Raw genomic sequence first — 17,542 nt, 5'->3', positions numbered from 1 at the left:
TAACAATGCAGCAGTTACAGAACGTTATTGAGTCCGCTTTCGAGCGCCGTGCCGACATCACCCCGGCGAATGTTGATACCGTGACCCGTGAAGCGGTAAATCAGGTTATTGCCCTGCTCGACAGCGGCGTGCTGCGCGTTGCTGAAAAGATTGACGGTCAGTGGGTTACCCACCAGTGGCTGAAGAAAGCGGTACTGCTCTCCTTCCGCATCAACGATAACCAGGTTATCGAGGGTGCCGAGAGCCGCTACTTCGATAAAGTGCCAATGAAATTTGCTGACTACGACGAAGCGCGCTTCCAGAAGGAAGGCTTCCGCGTGGTGCCGCCAGCGGCGGTGCGTCAGGGTGCATTCATCGCCCGCAACACCGTGCTGATGCCGTCTTACGTCAACATCGGCGCTTACGTTGATGAAGGCACCATGGTGGATACCTGGGCAACCGTTGGTTCCTGCGCGCAGATTGGTAAGAACGTCCACCTCTCCGGCGGCGTCGGCATCGGTGGCGTACTGGAGCCGCTGCAGGCTAACCCGACCATCATCGAAGACAACTGCTTCATCGGTGCACGCTCTGAAGTGGTAGAAGGGGTGATCGTTGAAGAAGGCTCCGTGATCTCCATGGGCGTTTACATCGGTCAGAGCACCAAAATCTACGATCGCGAAACCGGCGAAGTGTTCTACGGTCGCGTACCGGCAGGCTCAGTGGTGGTCTCCGGCAACCTGCTGTCAAAAGACGGTAAGTACAGCCTGTACTGCGCAGTGATCGTGAAAAAGGTGGACGCCAAGACCCGCGGTAAAGTGGGTATCAATGAGCTGTTGCGCACCATCGACTAACAGTAACCATAAAAAAGGCGGGGTAACCCGCCTTTTTGCTCTCTGACGGTGGCGGAAAGGAATATTTTCGTTAATTATTCACTGGTTATGATTCGATTAAGGGTACCGCTATGTACGACAATCTGAAAAGTCTGGGCATTACTAATCCTGATGAAATCGATCGTTACAGCCTCCGGCAGGAAGCCAACAACGATATCCTGAAGATCTATTTTCAGAAGGATAAAGGCGAGTTTTTTGCCAAAAGCGTGAAGTTTAAGTATCCGCGCCAGCGTAAAACCGTGGTCGCCGATGGCGTAGGCCAGGGGTATAAAGAGGTGCAGGAGATCAGCCCTAACCTGCGCTACGTGATTGATGAGCTGGATCAGATCTGCCAGCGTGATCGCACCGAAGTGGATCTGAAACGCAAGATCCTCGACGATCTGCGTCATCTCGAAAGCGTGGTGGCGAACAAGATCAACGAGATCGAGTCCGACCTCGAAAAGCTTACCCGCAATAAATAACGTGTCCGCCGGATGCGCGCCCTGCCATCCGGCTTTTTGTTTAACGCTGCTCGTCGAGCTGCAGCGCGATATACAGCAGCAGCCGGTCGTCAAAATTCCCCAGATCCAGCCCCGTCAGCTCTGAGATGCGATTGAGCCGGTACTCCAGCGTATTGCGGTGAATAAACAGCGCTTTTGAAGTCGCCAGCGGTTGCACGTTGTGGCGGAACCACGCGGAAAGCGTGCGGCGCAGCAGGCCGTTATTATCCATCGCTTTCAGCCGCGCCAGCGGACGGGCCAGCTCGTTGGCCTGCCAGCCGCCGCGCAGGCTGTCGAGCAGCACCGGTAGCATCAGATCCTGATAAAAATAGCTGCGGTTTTCCGGCATGCGCTGTTTGCCCACCATCATGGTGGTGCGCGCGGTACGCCAGGAACGGGCGATACTGCCCGGCCCGGTGAAATAGTTGCCCAGCGCGACGCGAAAACGCAGATGCCCCTGCTCCTTCATGCGCGAAATAAGCTGCTCCACGCGCTTCCGGTGATCGTCGGCATCCCAGCGCCCAAAGGCGTTGAGCGCCGGTTTCAGCACCACCATTTCGGTCAGCGAGACGATCGCCACCAGGTTATTGCGGTCCGGCGTAGTGAGCGCGTTTTGCAGCTGCTGTAGCTCCGCCATCGCCGAATCGACGCCAAGCTGGCCGCTATCCACTTCCACCACCGCCACCACGCGCGGCTGATTCAGGTCGATACCCAGCCGCTGCGCCCACTCGATTAACGCCGGCGTGTGCTCATCCGCCTGGATCAGATTCATCACCAGCTCTTCGCGCAGACGACTGTCCTGCGCCAGCAGGTGCATCAGCCGCGACTGCTCAAGCATCATCTCGGCGGTCATGCACACCAGCTCGCCATACTTGCGCAGCGTTTCCGGATCGCCCGTCAGACCAATAACGCCGACGATCTCTCCCTCCAGCCGCAGCGGCAGGTTTATCCCCTGGCGCACGCCGTGCAGATGGCGCGCCACGGCATCATCGATATCCACCACCCGGCCCTGCGAAAGCACCAGCAATGCGCCTTCATGCAGCTCGCCGATACGCTCCTGGTCGCCGCTGCCGATGATGCGCCCGCGTGCGTCCATGACGTTAATGTTGGTGTCGATAATGCGCATGGTACGCGCCACGATGTCCTGCGCCATTTTGGTATCAAGATGCCAGCCCGCCATAACCCCTCCCCTGTGCAGTGCTCCAGCATATGTCAGATATTAGCGCCCGGCATTGTGCGTATGCACAAAGCAGCGTGGGGACGTATGGAGTTGTGGGAAGGCTCACAAAAAAGGGCCGCACAGGCGGCCCTTTAGGGAAGAAATCAGTGACTTATTGCATCAGCAGGTAGAGCGAGCTGTCACCACGCTGCACGTTAAGCGCCAGCACGGACGGCTTCGCATCAAGGATCTTACGCAGCTCGGCGATGTTTTTCACCGGTTGCTGGTTAGCACCCACAATCACGTCGCCCTTTTTCAGGCCGATGGCGGCGGCGGGTGAGTTGGCTTTGATGCTGTTAACCACTACACCTTTATCTGCGCCGCGGTTGCTGATCTCCGCCCCTTCAATGCCGCTGAAGATGGAGGAGGAATCCACCTGGTTCTGGCTGCTCTGTTGCAGTTCAATATTCACCGTCATCTGCTTGCCGTCGCGCAGCAGGCCAAGTTTCAGCTTGCTACCCACCGGCATGGTGCCCACTTCAGCACGCAGCGCGGCAAAACTGCTGATGGCTTTGTCGTTCAGGGAGACAATCACATCGCCCGGCTTGATGCCCGCTTTCGCAGCGGAGGAGTTCGGCATCACCTGGCTGACGAAGGCACCGCGCTGGGCGTCGACCTTCATCGCTTTCGCCAGCTCGGAGTTCAGCTCGGTACCCATGATCCCCAGTTCGCCGCGGCGCACCTGGCCGTACTGCACCATCTGGCCGGTGAGGTTTTTCACCATATTGCTCGGGATGGCGAAACCGATACCGATGTTGCCACCGTCCGGCGCGAGAATAGCGGTGTTAATGCCGATCAGCTCACCGTTCAGGTTAACCAGCGCACCGCCGGAGTTACCGCGGTTAATCGCCGCATCGGTCTGGATGAAGTTTTCATAGTTTTCGGCATTCAGGCCGCTACGGCCCAGCGCCGAGACGATACCGGAGGTCACGGTTTCGCCAAGGCCGAACGGGTTACCGATGGCCACGGTGTAATCACCCACGCGCAGCTTGTCGGAGTCGGCAAGCTTAATTGCTGTCAGGTTCTTCGGATTCTGGATCTGGATCAGCGCAATGTCGGAGCGCGGGTCGTTGCCGACCATTTTGGCGTCAAAACGACGGCCATCGCTGAGCTGCACTTTGATGCTGGTGGCGTTGTTCACCACGTGGTTGTTGGTCACCACGTAGCCTTTGGCGGCGTCAATCACCACGCCGGAACCCAGCGCCATAAATTTCTGCTGCTGGCCGCCGTCAGGGCCGGCCCCGCCACCGCCCTGGCAGAACGGGGAGCTCTGGAACGGGGAACCTTCCTGGCAGAACGGCGAGTTGTCGCCGAAGAACTGCTGGAAGTCGCGCGACATGCGCGGCGTGTTGACTTTGGTGCTGCCTTCCACGTTGATGCTTACGACCGACGGCATCACGTTTTCCAGCATCGGTGCCAGGCTCGGCATGGTTTGCGCCGTGGTGGCAGAAGAGGCTGTCTCGGCAGCGCTGACTGACAGCGGAGACAGGGCAAGGCTAAGGCTGAGTGCCAGCGCACTCATTGCGAACAGATTTTTTTTCATGTTTTCTAATCTCTATTACAGATCACGCAAGGCTGTGTACCGACGTATGAGTCAATTTATAGCGCGAAGTTCAGGGAATAACGTTTTGTAAAAAGTAAAAATTTATTGGTCGTCTTTACAAAACTGCCGGGATGCTGCGCGAAATAAATGACCCAGGCCACGATATACAGGTTCTTGCTTAAACAGGCTTTAAGCTAATCCTGAATAGTGGATCACTCCACGGCCATCAGACGCCGGTATTCATCCCACGCATAGAGATCGGTCATCCCGCTGATATAGTCCTGAACCAGCCGACAACGGTAATAATATTCCCATACCGGAAAATCAAGGGCAGCGGGGTGAAGTTTGCTGACCGCCTCCACGTAGGCCAGCCGGTGTTTGCCGGAGAGCTTATGGAACAGCCGCGTTTCAATCGGCAGACGGCGCACGCTCTCTTTTTCCACCAGCTCCTGAAAATCCACCAGCGGTAAATCGAGCAGCGGGCGATAAATATTCAGCAGGCCATCAATAACCCGATAACCCTGTAATTCCAGTTGTTCCACTTCAGGATGGCTAAATACGTGTTTGATCGCCACGCGTTTATAAACGTCGAGCAGGCGGCTGCAGGCGCTTTCATCTTCCAGTAACGCGTGATTAAACGACCCGTCAAAAATAACCGGCAGATTATGAATAAAGCGCTGGGCGGCGTATGGCACCAGTTTATTCAGGGTGTTGACGCGCAAATACATGAAGAACTGATCTTCCCCGCTACGGCGAATGGAGTTGGCGCGCGATTTTTCCCACGCATTGTCCACCACCTGGGAGAACAGATCCCCGGCCTCATGATCGCCCCAGGCGTCACGCAAATGCTGATACAGCTGGTCGACGCTGAAAATGCGTTTTTCCACCGCATCCTCAAGATCGGCGACGCAGTAGGAGATGTCGTCCGCCGCCTCCATGATCCAGGTGAGCGGGAAGCGGCTGAAGGGTGCCAGATCCAGCTCCTGGCGCAGACGCCCGATGTACTCCTCCTCGGAAAGGTAGTAGCCGGGCTTTTTCATCAGGTAGCTGTGGCTGGCTGGCGGCGGCTCCATGCGCCAGGCGGGGCGGGTATATTTAAGAATGCAGCCCACCTGCGCCCAGGTCAGGTTCATGCGCAGCAGGGTGTGCACCAGACGGATGGCCTGGGCGTTGCCCTCAAACTGGCAGAGATCCTGGCGCACCTGGCGGCGCAGCGCGTTAAGCGACTCCTCACCCTCTTTCAGGCGCAAATCGACATTATGGCAGCGGTCGTCACTGCGCGGCTGGCTGGCGGCATCATTGGGAAACAGGCGCTGGCGGAACCAGTCGTTAATAGCGGCCTCGCCAAAGTGGCCGAACGGCGGGTTGCCGATGTCGTGCATCAGGCAGGCCATCTCCACCACGCTTTCAAACGGCCCGGTCAGTTCGCTCAGCCCGTACGCGTCCAGCAGCTTCTGCTCTTTCAGGCGGCTCAGCACCTCTTTGGCGATGTAACGCCCGACCTGCTGCACTTCCATCGAATGCGTCAGCCGGGTACGCACCGCGGCGTTGCGCTCCAGCGGAAAGACCTGGGTTTTTTGCTGCAGACGGCGAATGGCCGGCGAGTTGATGATGCGCCCGCGATCGCTTTCAAAAATGCGCAAAATATCGTGCTCGCTTTTCACGCCCTGTGGCGAGCGATACCGGCGATGCCAGTTGATCTTCCGGGTAAAATCTATCTCAGCCATACGCTCTCCCTGAGGCGGAATCAGATGCGAAGTAAACGCTGCTACAGTGCCATGATAGACTATGCCGCGAAAAGGCGTTTATGTCCCATTACTATTGCGAGTTGACCTATGAAAGCAGGCATTATTGGTGCTATGGAAGAAGAAGTTACGCTGCTGCGTGACAAAATTGAAAACCGTCAGACCCTCACCCTGGCGGGCCTGGAAATTTATACCGGCACGCTGAACGGCACCGACGTAGCCCTGCTGAAATCGGGCATCGGGAAGGTTTCTGCCGCGATGGGTGCTGCGCTGCTGCTGGAGCACTGCAAGCCGGATCTTATCATCAACACCGGCTCTGCGGGCGGCCTCGCGCCAACCCTGAACGTCGGGGATATCGTGGTTTCTGACGAAGCGCGCTACCACGATGCGGACGTCACCGCGTTCGGTTATGAAATCGGACAGATGGCGGGCTGCCCGGCGGCGTTCAAAGCCGATGACACCCTGGTGAGCGCGGCGGAAGCCTGCATTAAGCAGCTCAACCTGAATGCCGTGCGCGGCCTGATTGTCAGCGGCGATGCGTTCATCAACGGCGCGGAAGGCCTGGCGAAAATCCGCCACAACTTCCCGCAGGCGGTGGCGGTAGAGATGGAAGCAACCGCTATCGCTCACGTCTGCCATAACTTCGGCGTGCCGTTCGTGGTGGTGCGCGCCATCTCTGACGTCGCGGATCAGGCGTCCCATCTGAGCTTTGAGGAATTCCTGGCAACGGCGGCAAAACAGTCCAGCCTGATGGTAGAAACCCTCGTCCAGAACCTGGCGCGTGGCTAAGCCCGGTATTTTCAGGGCGCTGTGCGCCCTGGTATTATTGCTGCCGCCGTGGCTGTTTGCTGCGCCGCGCGTTATTACTCTCTCCCCAGCCAATACCGAACTGGCCTTTGCCGCAGGGATCACGCCTGTCGCGGTAAGCGCTTACTCAGATTACCCTGCGGCCGCCCGCAACCTTGAGCAGGTGGCAAACTGGCAGGGCATCAATCTGGAACGCATCGTGGCGCTGAAGCCGGATCTGGTCGTCGCCTGGCGGGCCGGTAACGCCGCGCGTCAGGTCGATCAGCTTAAAGCTCTGGGTATTGAGGTGTTGTGGCTCGACCCGGCGACGGTTGCCGACGTCGCTGACGCCCTGCGCGCCCTTGCCCGCTGGAGTCCGACGCCGGATACCGCACACACCGCTGCGGCCTCGCTTGAGCAGCGCTTTCAGGCCTTGCGTGCGCAATACGCCACCGCCCGTCCAAAAAGGGTATTTATGCAGTTCGGCACCGCCCCGCTGTTTACCTCCGGGGCCGGCTCGCTGCAACACCAGCTGCTGGAAACCTGCGGCGGTAAAAACGTGTTTGCTGACAGCCGGGTTCCCTGGCCGCAGGTGAGCCGTGAACAGGTGCTGGCCCGTCGCCCCGAGGCGATTGTCATCACCGGCGGGGCGCGCGCAATTACGAAAGTTCAGCAGTACTGGAGCAGCCAGCTTGCGGTGCCGGTTATCGCCATTAACGATGACTGGTTTGAACGCGCCGGTCCGCGTATTATCCTCGCCGCGCAGCAGCTGTGTGCCGCGCTGAAGCAGGTAACGTAACCGGAGAGTCTACCCATGCTCATCTACTGGCTGGATATTATTGGCACCGCGGTGTTTGCCATTTCCGGCGTTTTGCTGGCTGGCAAGCTGCGCATGGACCCGTTCGGCGTGCTGGTGCTCGGCGTGGTGACCGCCGTCGGCGGCGGCACCATTCGCGACATGGCGCTGGCGCATGGCCCGGTATTCTGGGTGAAAGATCCGACGGACCTGGTGGTGGCGATGGTCACCTGCCTGGTGACGATTCTGGTGGTGCGCCAGCCGCGTCGCCTGCCGAAATGGGTGTTGCCGGTACTGGATGCCGTCGGGCTGGCGGTGTTTGTCGGCATCGGTGTTAACAAGGCGTTTCTCGCCGGCACCGGGCCGCTGGTTGCCATCTGCATGGGTGTGCTGACCGGGGTTGGCGGCGGGATTATCCGCGATGTGCTGGCCCGCGAGATCCCGATGATCCTGCGCACGGAAATCTACGCCACCGCCTGTATTGTCGGCGGCATCGTGCACGCCACGGCGTATTACACTTTTGCAGTGCCGCTGGAGCAGGCAAGCATGATGGGAATGGTGGTCACGCTGGGCATTCGCCTCGCAGCCATTCGCTGGCACCTGAAGCTGCCCACCTTCGCACTCGACGAAAAGCATTAAATAAAAAAGCCGTGCTCAGCACGGCTTTTTCTTTGCGTTCGGCGACTCAGATGCTGAACGAGGAACCACACCCGCAGGTGCTTTTCGCGTTCGGGTTGGTCACCACGAAGCGGGAGCCTTCCAGGCCTTCGGTGTAGTCTACCGCGCCGCCTACGAGATACTGCAGGCTCATCGGGTCAACCACCAGCGCTACGCCCGCTTTCTCGATGGTCATATCACCGTCGTTGATCTGGTCATCGAAGGTAAAACCATACTGGAAACCGCTGCAGCCACCGCCGGTGATATACACACGCAGTTTCAGATCGGGATTCTCTTCATCGGCGATCAGGTTTTTCACTTTATTGGCCGCGGCCTCAGTAAACTGAAGCGGCAGCGCTACGTCATCACTCATTTTTCACTCCCATTAACCCTACCGACTGGGCAAATAATAACCCAATGCATTGGGCCATTATCCGTTACGCGGTCAAATCGTTCAAGTCCTCGCCCCGGCGCGCTCCTGCTGTTCAGCCTCCTGCCGCGCCAGGGTTCTGGCGAGGATCGTGGCATAAAGCGGTTTGCCGCCAAGGAATTGCGCCAGCAGTGTCGCACCCAGGCAGGTAATAATCATCGGCAAAATGAGCTGGTAATTATCGGTCATCTCCAGCACCAGCACGATACCGGTGAGCGGCGCCCGCACCGAGGCCGCGAACAGCGCCCCCATACCGGCAATCGCAAACGTCCCGACATCCAGCCCCAGCGCCGGTAACCACGCGGCGCACACCATACCAAAGGCGGTGCCCAGCAGCGTACCCAGCGCCAGCATCGGAGCAAAAATACCGCCCGGCGCACCGGAGGAGAAACAGAGCAGCGTGGTAATCACCCTGGCGATAAAAATAAACAGCAGCGTGCCGACGGTGAAGTTCCCCGCCGCGGCAATTGGGATCAGGCTGAAACCGCCCCCGGCAGCGCCCGGCGCAATCAGCCCGAGGATGCCACACAGCCCGCCAATCGCTCCGCCGATCAGCACCCAGCGGGGGGTATTTCCGCCATGCAGCCGGTGAAAACCGTCCTGCATACGCAGCACCAGCGTGTTAAACAGCGGCCCGACGCCGCCGAAGATCATCCCCAGCAGCAGGTACAGCCACAGGGTATTCAGCGGCGCGCTCGACAGCTGCCCTACCTCAATGACAGCGGTTTCGCCATTAAACACGCGGAATACGATGCTCGACATGATCACGCCGGTAAACACCGCTTTGATGGAGATAAGGTTATAGCGAAACTGCGGGCGCATCTCTTCAATAATAAACAGGATGCCCGCCAGCGGGGCATTGAAGGCGGCCGACAGCCCTGCCGCCGCACCGGTAGCCAGCAGCGTATGCCGGGCCTCCGCCCCGCGCTGGCGGAACAGATCCAGCACCATGCGCCCGACGTTACCGCCGAGCTGCACCGTCGGCCCTTCACGCCCGAGCACCATTCCCGCGCCCAGCGTCCCCATCCCGCCGATAAATTTCACCGGCAGTACGCGCCACCAGCGCACCGGCCGCAGCTCCTCCAGCGCCCCTTCAATTTCCGGGATGCCCGACCCGCCCGCTTCCGGGGCAAAGCGGCGTACCAGCCAGTAGCCCACCATCGCCAGCAGCGCCGAGAGAATAAACGCCAGCGGCCATACCAGCACCGCGCTGTCCGCCACCTGAGCCAGCAGGCCGAGCCGGTGCTGCATCACCCAGTTCACGGCGCGCTCAAACGCCACGCCGACCAGACCGGTCAGCGTCCCGACGATGGCCGCCATCAGCAGGATCAGGAGCGGCGTTTTGTCACGCAGCAGCAGACGGCGCACCATGTCGCCGCGACGTAAGCGGATAATCTGTTGAGAAGCAGGAATTACCGGTTTCATATCGGGATTTAACTCATTTGTCATACCAAAGCCGGGCCACATTGTAGTTGCCGACGCGCCAAAGGTCTTGTGCTGGCGCAAACGCGGCGGAAAAGGCAAGCACGCGCGTGGGTAGAACAACGGACGGATAACCCCTAGAATAGCCCGCAGTTATATTTCCTATGAATCAGGAGCCAGTCATGAGCAAGTCCGAAAACCTTTATACCGCCGCGCAGAACGTCATTCCCGGCGGAGTGAACTCGCCGGTGCGCGCGTTTACCGGCGTGGGCGGCACGCCGCTGTTTATCGAACGCGCCGACGGGGCTTACCTGTATGACGTCGATGGCAAGGCCTATGTTGACTACGTTGGCTCCTGGGGGCCAATGGTGCTGGGCCACAACCACCCGGCTATCCGCAACGCGGTGATCGAAGCGGCATCGCGCGGCCTGAGCTTTGGCGCGCCGACCGAGATGGAAGTGAAAATGGCGGATCTGGTGACCGAGCTGGTGCCGACTATGGACATGGTGCGCATGGTGAACTCCGGCACCGAGGCGACCATGAGCGCCATCCGTCTGGCGCGCGGCTTCACCGGCCGCGACAAAATCATCAAATTCGAAGGCTGCTACCACGGTCACGCCGACTGTCTGCTGGTGAAGGCAGGTTCCGGTGCGCTGACCCTCGGCCAGCCGAACTCTCCGGGTGTTCCGGCAGATTTCGCGAAGCATACCCTGACCTGCACCTATAACGACCTGGCCTCGGTACGCGCCGCGTTCGAGCAGTATCCTGCGGATATCGCCTGTATCATCGTCGAGCCGGTGGCAGGCAACATGAACTGCATCCCGCCGCAGCCGGACTTCCTGCCGGGCCTGCGTGCGCTGTGCGACGAATTCGGCGCGCTGCTGATTATCGATGAGGTGATGACCGGGTTCCGCGTCGCGCTGGCGGGTGCGCAGGCGTACTACAACGTGGTGCCGGACCTGACCTGCCTGGGCAAAATCATTGGCGGCGGCATGCCGGTGGGCGCGTTTGGTGGTCGTCGTGAGGTGATGGCGGCGCTGGCCCCGACCGGGCCGGTTTATCAGGCGGGCACCCTGTCGGGTAACCCGATTGCGATGGCGGCGGGCTACGCTTGCCTGACCGAAGTGGCGCAGCCGGGCATCCACCAGACCTTAACCGATCTCACTACCCGTCTGGCAGAGGGTCTGTTGCGTGCTGCGAACGAGACCGGCATTCCACTGGTGGTAAACCATGTTGGCGGCATGTTCGGCCTGTTCTTCACCCGCGCCGAAACCGTGACCTGCTATCAGGATGTGCTGGGCTGTGACGTCGAGCGCTTCAAGCGCTTCTTCCACCTAATGCTGGAAGAGGGCATTTACCTGGCCCCGTCGGCGTTTGAAGCCGGGTTTATGTCCGTGGCCCACAGCGAAGCGGATATCGATAACACCATCGACGCCGCCCGCCGCGTCTTCGCCCAGCTGTAATCCCTGCCAACGGCGGGTGCGCTTCGCTTACCCGCCCTGGGTTCACTGAAACAGCCGGTTTTTGTAGGGTGGGTAAGCGCCAGCGCACCCACCTTTAACAAACACCGTTACCGGCTCTGTTTTCTCAACAGATAGATAAAATACGGCGCGCCGATAAACGACGACAGCAGCCCGGCAGGGATCTGGTACGGGAACATCACCATCCGCCCGGCCCAGTCGGCGAACACCATCAGCATCGCGCCGATCAGGGTCGACATCACAATGTGCGGCATGGTGCGGCGGAAGCCCATCATGCGCGCAATGTGCGGTGCCATCAGCCCGATAAAGCTCAGCGGCCCGATGATCAGCGTGGCGCAGGCCGTCAGGCTGGCAGCCAGCAGCAGCAACAGTACCCGCGACGTCGTCAATGCCATACCTACCGCCCGCGCCGTCTCACCGCCCAGCGGCAAGACCGTCAGCCAGCGGCGACACAGCGGCGTGAGGATAAACAGCACCACCATCACCACGGCCCCGGAGGCAACCTGTTGCGCAGTGGCGTTATAGGTGGACCCGGAAATCCAGGTCAGTACCTGCGCCATACGCGGATCGCCGCTCGCCTGGAGCATCATCAGCAGCATGGTAAACGCCGTGCTGAGCGCCATCCCGGCCAGCAGCATACGGTGCGGTGAGAAACCGCCCCGCCCCGCGGCCACCATGATAATCAAAAGCGTTGCCGCCGCCCCGAGACTGCCCGCCGGCAGCAGCCAGCCAAAGGCGTTACCCGGCACGAAGAACAGCATCAGCACCACACCAAACGCTGCGCCGGAGCTGATGCCCAGCACTTCCGGGCTGGCCATCGGATTCCCCGTCAGGCGCTGAATAATGCAGCCCGCTACCGCCAGCATCGCCCCGGCAATCAGTGCCGCCGCCACGCGCGGCCAGCGCCACGGCATCAGCTGCGACAGCGTATCGCCGCTGGCCCAGACCCAGCCCTGGGCGTCGCGCCCGAGGCTCAGCGCCAGCACGATAAACGCTGCCAGCACGGCCAGGCCCGCCAGCGTCCATATTACGCGGTGCTGACGCTCAGCCGGCACGCTGTCGCCGGCATTCATCGCCGGCGGCGTCATGGTGCGCAGGCGCGGCAGCAGCCACAGCAGCAGCGGTGCGCCGATAAGCGCGGTGATCGATCCGGTGGAGACTTCCATCCACACCCGGGTCAACCACACTACCATCTGATCGGCAACCCACAGGATCAGCGCACCAATCAGCGCGGAGAGCAGCAGCCGGGAGAGCAGTCGCCGCGCGCCGAGCATTTTCGCCAGCAGCGGGGCAAACAGGCCGATAAAGCCGACAATCCCCACCGCATTCACCAGCAGCGCGCTGAGTACGATCGCCAGCGCCAGTGCCGCAAAACGCGCCAGCGACAGCGCAAGACCGAGGTTACGCGCCACGCCGTCATCCAGCCCCATCAGGGTCAGCGGACGCAGCAGGAGCAGCGTCAGGATCGCCCCACCCAGCAGCTGCGGCCACAGGCGCTGGACGATGTTCCAGTCGGTCTGATTAAGCGCGCCGGTACTCCACAGGAACATGCTCTGCAGCTGTTCGTGATGGAAGATCGCCATCAGCTGATTCACCGCCCCGCAGTAAAGGCTCACTACCAGCCCGGCGAGGATCAGCGTCACCGGTGAAAGGCGTTTACCCCAGGCGACGCCGAACACCAGCAGGCCAACGAGGCAGGCACCGGCCAGCGCCGCAAACTGCGACACCAGATAGCCGCCGGGCAGCGCCCACAGCGTGGTGATGGTAATGCCGAGCTGCGCCCCGGTTGCTACGCCGAGCGTGGTGGGTTCCGCCAGCGGATTGCGCAGCACCTGCTGGAACAGCACGCCTACGAGGCCCAGACCCGCCCCGACCAGCAGGGAGATCGCCAGCCGCGGCAGCGCGCTGTAGTGGAACAGCATCTGGTCAACAACGTTAACGTCCGGAGCAGCCAGCGCCTGCCACCAGTCACTGCGCGGCAGCTGCGCGTTGAGGTTGAACCAGCTCAGCCACAGGGCAAACAGCGAAAGCAGTGCCAGCAGCAGTGCCGGAAACGCGATACGACGCGGCATCATGCTTTGCCTCCCAGCGCGGCATCAAACACGCGGCAGAAGTGCATGGCGGAGAGCGTCGCCCCGTAGAACCACACGGCGGGCACGCGCTGGAAACGCTGCTGGCGCATAAACGGCATCGCCTGCCACAGCGGCGTCGCGGCGACGCGCTGATAAAGCGCATCATCGCCATGCTCGAAGCAGAGCACATCGGCATCCTTGATCGCTGCCAGCCGCTCTATACCCACTATCGAGCTGCCCCAGAAGTTGGTTTCCCCCTGCCAGGCGTTTTTTACTCCCCAGCGGTCAAGCACCTGCTGGAACAGGCTGTTAGCCCCGATCACCAGCACGTGGCGTTCATCCATCGTGCACATCATGAGTACCGGGCGATTGCCGCGGGTGCGAAAGCGCGGGGCATAGCGTTCAACGGTCTGATTAAAGGTCGCCATATGGCGTTCGGCCTGCGGCGTCATGTCCAGCAGCGCCGCCATCTCCATCAGAGACTTTTCTGCAAGTGTTAGTGGGTGCTTACCATCACTAAAGTTGAAGCCGCGGCCAGGAGCGATACGCGCCAGCGTCTCGGCAGACGGGCCGTAGCCTGATGACCAGACGATCATGGAGGGCTTCATCTGGATCAGCAGTTCCAGATTAGGTTCGGTACGCAGGCCCACGTCAATGACGCTGTCCGGCAGCGCCGGCTCGTTGACCCACAGGTTGTAATTAGGCACGTCCGCCACACCGTAAGGCGTGACGCCCAGCGCCAGCAGCAGCTCCACCGGGAGCCACTCCAGTGCGACGATGCGGTGCGGATTAACGCTGGCGGCTTTACTGGTGGTGGCGTGCCACAGCAGCGGTGAGAGCGCCATCGCGGTTAATAACCGGCGGCGCGTCAGGGAGGCAGTGATCGGATCGCGCATCAGTAGACAAAGCTCACGGGTGCGTTGCCGCCCGGATGCGGCAGAATGCCCATCGGGATGCCGTAGATATGCTCCAGCGTTTCGCTGCGCATCATCTCCTGCGGGCTGCCCTGGGCGATCATCTCGCCGCCGCGCAGTGCCACCAGGCGATCACAGAACCGCGCCGCCATGTTGATGTCGTGCAGTACGGCGATCACCGTCAGGCCGCGCTCTTTGCTCAGCCGCTGAATCAGCGACAGCACGTCCATCTGGTGCGCAATATCCAGCGCTGAAGTTGGTTCGTCCAGCAGCAGGCAGCGGCTGTTCTGCGCCACCAGCATGGCAATCCAGGCGCGCTGGCGTTCGCCGCCGGAGAGGCTGTCCACCAGACGCTGGGCAAACGGTTTAAGGCCGACCAGCGCAATGGCTTCATCCACCCGCTCGCGGTCATCCGCGCCGAAGCGGCCCAGCGCACCGTGCCACGGGTAGCGGCCAATGGCGACCAGCTCACGCACCGTCATCCCTTCCGCCTGCGGCAGCTGCTGCGGCAGATAGGCGACTTCACGGGCAAAGGCTTTGCTGTTCCAGTCGTCGAGCGGCGTGTCGTTTAACAGAATAGTGCCGTCGCTCGGACTCTGGTGGCGGCCCAGCATTTTAATCAGCGTGGATTTACCGGAGCCGTTATGGCCGATGAGGCCCGTCACGCGACCGGCGGGAAAGGTCAGAGAGAGAGGGTGAAGCAGCGTGCGACCGGGCACGCGAAAGGAGACATCAGAAAGCGTGAACGTTGAATCGGGATGCGTTTTGTTATCCTGCATAAAAGCCAACTTGTAAAAGGGCACGGCGAACCGTGCCCGAAAACGAATTAGAAACGGAAGGTGGCGGTTGCCACAACCTGACGCTCTGCGCCCCAGAAGCAGCCATAGGTCTGGAAGCAGCTGGAAACGTACTCACGGTCCAGAAGGTTATTTACATTAAGCGCGATGCTGGAACCAGCCATGCCCAAGCGCGCCAGGTCGTATTTCACCACTGCGTCCATTACTGCGGCACTGCCTACTTTGAAGCTGTTAGCCGGGTCGCCATAGCTTGAACCAATGAAGCGACCGCCGGTGCCCAGCGTCAGGCCAGACAATGGACCTGCGTTAAAGGTGTAATCGCCCCACAGAGATCCCATGTTACGCGGCACCTGCTCGACTTTATTGCCTTTCAGGTTGGTATCTTTGGTGTATTCAGCATCGATATAGGTATAAGACGCCGTCACGTTGATATTCGCATTGAGTGCCGCTTTGGCTTCCAGCTCCACACCGCGTGAACGCACTTCGCCTGACGGTACCTGCTGCGTAGCATCGGTCGGGCTGGTGGTCAGGGTATTGGTTTTTGTCAGCTCATATACCGCGGCGGTAAGCACAACCGGCATATCTTTCGGCACATACTTCACGCCCGCTTCGTACTGCTCACCTTTAGATGGCGCAAATGCCATACGCGGAGTGCTGTAGAGGTCAAATGCGTTCGGCTCGAAAGACTGGCTGTAGCTCACGTATGGCGAGATACCGTTGTCGAACAGGTAGTTCACACCGCCACGCCAGGTGAACTGATGATCATTACGTTCGATGGAGCCGCCGTCAGCACGAACGGTAGTGCCCTGCTGAGACCAGTCATAGCGCCCCCCCAGCGTGAACACCCATTTATCCCACTCGGCCTGATCCTGTACGTAGATGCCGGTCTGCTCGGTTTCATTGAGCTGGTACGGATCTGCGCCACCGAACTCGAAGTCTACCGGGGTATAAGAGCCATAAAGATCGATAGCCGGGGCGCTGCCAAAGGTAGCGTTGATATCGTTACGCATACGCATGTAATCGACACCGGTCAGTAAGGTGTGATCGACGTCGCCCGTGGCGAATTTACTCTGTAGCTGAGTATCAACGCTGAAGTTTTGCAGACGTTCATTATCGACGATGGTCCCGCGATTAAGCGTATGTCCATCGGCCTGAATACCCGTGCCATACACGCTCTTCTGCGCCGTTTTCATCTCTGCGAAGCGCAGGTTCTGACGCACGGTGAAGGTGTCATCGAACTCATGGTCAAAACTGTAGCCGACCATTTTCTGATTGCGGGAATAAGTATTGTTCTTCGCAGCTTCGCTGAAATCAGGGTGCAGACGCTTGCCGTTTGGCAGCTTCTCGACGGTCCCCTCTTTCGGCAGCCAGCCGTAATAACCGGTTTCCGGCTCGTTCTGGAAGTAAGAGAGGACGGTGAAATTGGTTTTGTCGCTCGGACGCCAGGAGAAGGATGGCGCAATGGCATAGCGTTTCTGCTGCGCATGCTCCTGCTGCTGATCGTTAGAACGCGCGATACCGGTCAGACGGTAGGAAAACTCACCGTTATCATCCAGAGCATCACTGAAATCAAAACCAGTCTGGTAAAGGTTGTCAGTGCCCATTTTGAACTGCACTTCTTTCAGCGGTTCCGTGGTTGGACGCTTACTCACCATAGAGATGATACCGCCCGGGTTGCTCTTTCCGTACAGGACGGAAGTCGGGCCGCGCATCAGTTCAACGCGCTCAAGCATGTACGGATCGATCACCGCGTCGTTATAGAAGTTCCCCTGCAGCTTCATGCCGTCCAGATAGTTATTCTGGCTCAGGCCGACGGAGGTAAAGCCACGGATGCTGACGAAGTCGTAAGTAGTGGATGCGCCACGGTTACTGACCACTACGCCCGGCGTATAGCCCAGCGCTTCTTTTACCGAAGAGGGCTGACGGATTTGCATCTCTTCGTTGGTCACCACCGACACCGACTGCGGGGTCTTTTCGATCGGGGTGTCGGTTTTGGTAGCGGTGGCGGAGCGTTTGGCCGCGATGGTCGGTGCCGGGCCCCAGGCGCTTTCCTGCGGGGCTGCCGCAGAAACCACGATAGTATCTTCTTTCTGTGTAGTCTGCGCCGCCCAGGCGGTGGCGGAGAGGCTGCCGGTTGCGGCAGCAACAAGTACCGCAAGTTTGCACAGTGAGGTGTTAACTGGCTGAGCAGAATTTGAACGCGCCATTGTAATTTCTCTGAGTGAAAGTGACGAATGATAACGTAAACGAGAATTATTATTATGCGGGTGGATAATATTCGAAACGCTGTACGCTTAGCAAGCAGTACGCGGCCTGGCGGCGTTGAGGGGGT

15 protein-coding genes are annotated in these 17,542 nt (G+C 59.8%); 6 read left to right on the top strand and 9 right to left on the bottom strand.

Annotated elements, in window-relative coordinates:
* Window positions 1-5 precede the first annotated feature (5 nt).
* Together dapD and KFZ77_RS03825 are read left to right on the top strand one after the other, a co-directional pair.
* Window positions 6-830, top strand: a complete 825-nt coding sequence (gene dapD, locus KFZ77_RS03830) for a 2,3,4,5-tetrahydropyridine-2,6-dicarboxylate N-succinyltransferase (RefSeq protein WP_264385486.1) — start codon at window positions 6-8, stop codon at window positions 828-830.
* 110 nt (window positions 831-940) lie between these two features.
* Window positions 941-1,330: a DUF3461 family protein gene (locus KFZ77_RS03825; protein WP_031518460.1), complete on the top strand. Its 390-nt coding sequence runs from the start codon at window positions 941-943 to the stop codon at window positions 1,328-1,330.
* Between the two features lie 40 nt (window positions 1,331-1,370).
* Here the strand turns inward: KFZ77_RS03825 and KFZ77_RS03820 are convergent, their stop codons facing one another.
* The 3 genes from KFZ77_RS03820 to dgt form a co-directional block, all read right to left on the bottom strand.
* A complete protein-coding gene (locus KFZ77_RS03820) occupies window positions 1,371-2,528 on the bottom strand; it encodes a CdaR family transcriptional regulator (protein WP_031518462.1) in 1,158 nt (385 codons plus the stop codon).
* A 151-nt stretch (window positions 2,529-2,679) separates the two neighbouring features.
* On the bottom strand, window positions 2,680-4,110 hold the full coding sequence (degP, locus tag KFZ77_RS03815) for a serine endoprotease DegP (RefSeq protein WP_264385485.1): 1,431 nt from the start codon (window positions 4,108-4,110) through the stop codon (window positions 2,680-2,682).
* Window positions 4,111-4,322: 212 nt separating this feature from the next.
* Window positions 4,323-5,837 (bottom strand): dGTPase, encoded by a 1,515-nt coding sequence (gene dgt, locus KFZ77_RS03810; protein WP_264385484.1) that lies wholly within the window; start codon window positions 5,835-5,837, stop codon window positions 4,323-4,325.
* A 108-nt stretch (window positions 5,838-5,945) separates the two neighbouring features.
* Between dgt and mtnN the strand changes: the two genes are divergently transcribed.
* From mtnN to KFZ77_RS03795, 3 genes are read left to right on the top strand one after another with little or no spacing between them, the layout of a single operon-like run.
* A complete protein-coding gene (gene mtnN / locus KFZ77_RS03805) occupies window positions 5,946-6,644 on the top strand; it encodes a 5'-methylthioadenosine/S-adenosylhomocysteine nucleosidase (protein WP_264385483.1) in 699 nt (232 codons plus the stop codon).
* Window positions 6,637-7,440: a vitamin B12 ABC transporter substrate-binding protein BtuF gene (gene btuF / locus KFZ77_RS03800; RefSeq protein ID WP_264385482.1), complete on the top strand. Its 804-nt coding sequence runs from the start codon at window positions 6,637-6,639 to the stop codon at window positions 7,438-7,440. The genes mtnN and btuF overlap by 8 nt, the downstream gene beginning before the upstream one ends.
* Window positions 7,441-7,455: 15 nt before the next feature.
* Window positions 7,456-8,076, top strand: a complete 621-nt coding sequence (locus KFZ77_RS03795; RefSeq protein ID WP_264385481.1) for a TRIC cation channel family protein — start codon at window positions 7,456-7,458, stop codon at window positions 8,074-8,076.
* A gap of 46 nt (window positions 8,077-8,122) precedes the next feature.
* On the opposite strand, the gene erpA is transcribed toward KFZ77_RS03795, so the two are convergent.
* Window positions 8,123-8,467 (bottom strand): iron-sulfur cluster insertion protein ErpA, encoded by a 345-nt coding sequence (erpA, locus tag KFZ77_RS03790; RefSeq protein WP_031518474.1) that lies wholly within the window; start codon window positions 8,465-8,467, stop codon window positions 8,123-8,125.
* 81 nt (window positions 8,468-8,548) lie between these two features.
* Entirely contained in the window at window positions 8,549-9,949 is a 1,401-nt protein-coding gene (gene clcA / locus KFZ77_RS03785) for a H(+)/Cl(-) exchange transporter ClcA (protein WP_264386144.1), read from the bottom strand.
* Between the two features lie 179 nt (window positions 9,950-10,128).
* Between clcA and hemL the strand changes: the two genes are divergently transcribed.
* Window positions 10,129-11,409, top strand: a complete 1,281-nt coding sequence (gene hemL / locus KFZ77_RS03780) for a glutamate-1-semialdehyde 2,1-aminomutase (protein ID WP_031518477.1) — start codon at window positions 10,129-10,131, stop codon at window positions 11,407-11,409.
* A 107-nt stretch (window positions 11,410-11,516) separates the two neighbouring features.
* Here hemL and fhuB read toward each other — a convergent pair whose 3' ends face one another.
* Genes fhuB through fhuA form a run of 4 tightly spaced genes read right to left on the bottom strand, consistent with a single transcriptional unit; the run spans window position 11,517 to window position 17,417 of the window.
* Window positions 11,517-13,499: a Fe(3+)-hydroxamate ABC transporter permease FhuB gene (gene fhuB / locus KFZ77_RS03775; protein ID WP_264386143.1), complete on the bottom strand. Its 1,983-nt coding sequence runs from the start codon at window positions 13,497-13,499 to the stop codon at window positions 11,517-11,519.
* Complete coding sequence (gene fhuD / locus KFZ77_RS03770; protein ID WP_264385480.1) at window positions 13,499-14,395, bottom strand: Fe(3+)-hydroxamate ABC transporter substrate-binding protein FhuD; 897 nt, start codon at window positions 14,393-14,395, stop codon at window positions 13,499-13,501. The genes fhuB and fhuD overlap by 1 nt, the downstream gene beginning before the upstream one ends.
* Window positions 14,395-15,192, bottom strand: a complete 798-nt coding sequence (fhuC, locus tag KFZ77_RS03765) for a Fe3+-hydroxamate ABC transporter ATP-binding protein FhuC (protein WP_264385479.1) — start codon at window positions 15,190-15,192, stop codon at window positions 14,395-14,397. The genes fhuD and fhuC overlap by 1 nt, the downstream gene beginning before the upstream one ends.
* Window positions 15,193-15,239: 47 nt before the next feature.
* Complete coding sequence (gene fhuA, locus KFZ77_RS03760) at window positions 15,240-17,417, bottom strand: ferrichrome porin FhuA (RefSeq protein ID WP_264385478.1); 2,178 nt, start codon at window positions 17,415-17,417, stop codon at window positions 15,240-15,242.
* Window positions 17,418-17,542: the final 125 nt, after the last annotated feature.

The organism is Siccibacter colletis (assembly GCF_025914095.1).
GTDB lineage: Bacteria > Pseudomonadota > Gammaproteobacteria > Enterobacterales > Enterobacteriaceae > Siccibacter > Siccibacter colletis.
This window is presented reverse-complemented; position numbering and strand designations above follow the sequence as displayed.

Coding starts and splice junctions, on each gene's coding strand:
- dapD (WP_264385486.1), top strand. CDS start 6: ATGCAGCAGTTACAGAACGTTATTGAGTCCGCTTTCGAGCGCCGTGCC.
- KFZ77_RS03825 (WP_031518460.1), top strand. CDS start 941: ATGTACGACAATCTGAAAAGTCTGGGCATTACTAATCCTGATGAAATC.
- KFZ77_RS03820 (WP_031518462.1), bottom strand. CDS start 2,528: ATGGCGGGCTGGCATCTTGATACCAAAATGGCGCAGGACATCGTGGCG.
- degP (WP_264385485.1), bottom strand. CDS start 4,110: ATGAAAAAAAATCTGTTCGCAATGAGTGCGCTGGCACTCAGCCTTAGC.
- dgt (WP_264385484.1), bottom strand. CDS start 5,837: ATGGCTGAGATAGATTTTACCCGGAAGATCAACTGGCATCGCCGGTAT.
- mtnN (WP_264385483.1), top strand. CDS start 5,946: ATGAAAGCAGGCATTATTGGTGCTATGGAAGAAGAAGTTACGCTGCTG.
- KFZ77_RS03795 (WP_264385481.1), top strand. CDS start 7,456: ATGCTCATCTACTGGCTGGATATTATTGGCACCGCGGTGTTTGCCATT.
- erpA (WP_031518474.1), bottom strand. CDS start 8,467: ATGAGTGATGACGTAGCGCTGCCGCTTCAGTTTACTGAGGCCGCGGCC.
- clcA (WP_264386144.1), bottom strand. CDS start 9,949: ATGAAACCGGTAATTCCTGCTTCTCAACAGATTATCCGCTTACGTCGC.
- hemL (WP_031518477.1), top strand. CDS start 10,129: ATGAGCAAGTCCGAAAACCTTTATACCGCCGCGCAGAACGTCATTCCC.
- fhuB (WP_264386143.1), bottom strand. CDS start 13,499: ATGCCGCGTCGTATCGCGTTTCCGGCACTGCTGCTGGCACTGCTTTCG.
- fhuD (WP_264385480.1), bottom strand. CDS start 14,395: ATGCGCGATCCGATCACTGCCTCCCTGACGCGCCGCCGGTTATTAACC.
- fhuC (WP_264385479.1), bottom strand. CDS start 15,192: ATGCAGGATAACAAAACGCATCCCGATTCAACGTTCACGCTTTCTGAT.
- fhuA (WP_264385478.1), bottom strand. CDS start 17,417: ATGGCGCGTTCAAATTCTGCTCAGCCAGTTAACACCTCACTGTGCAAA.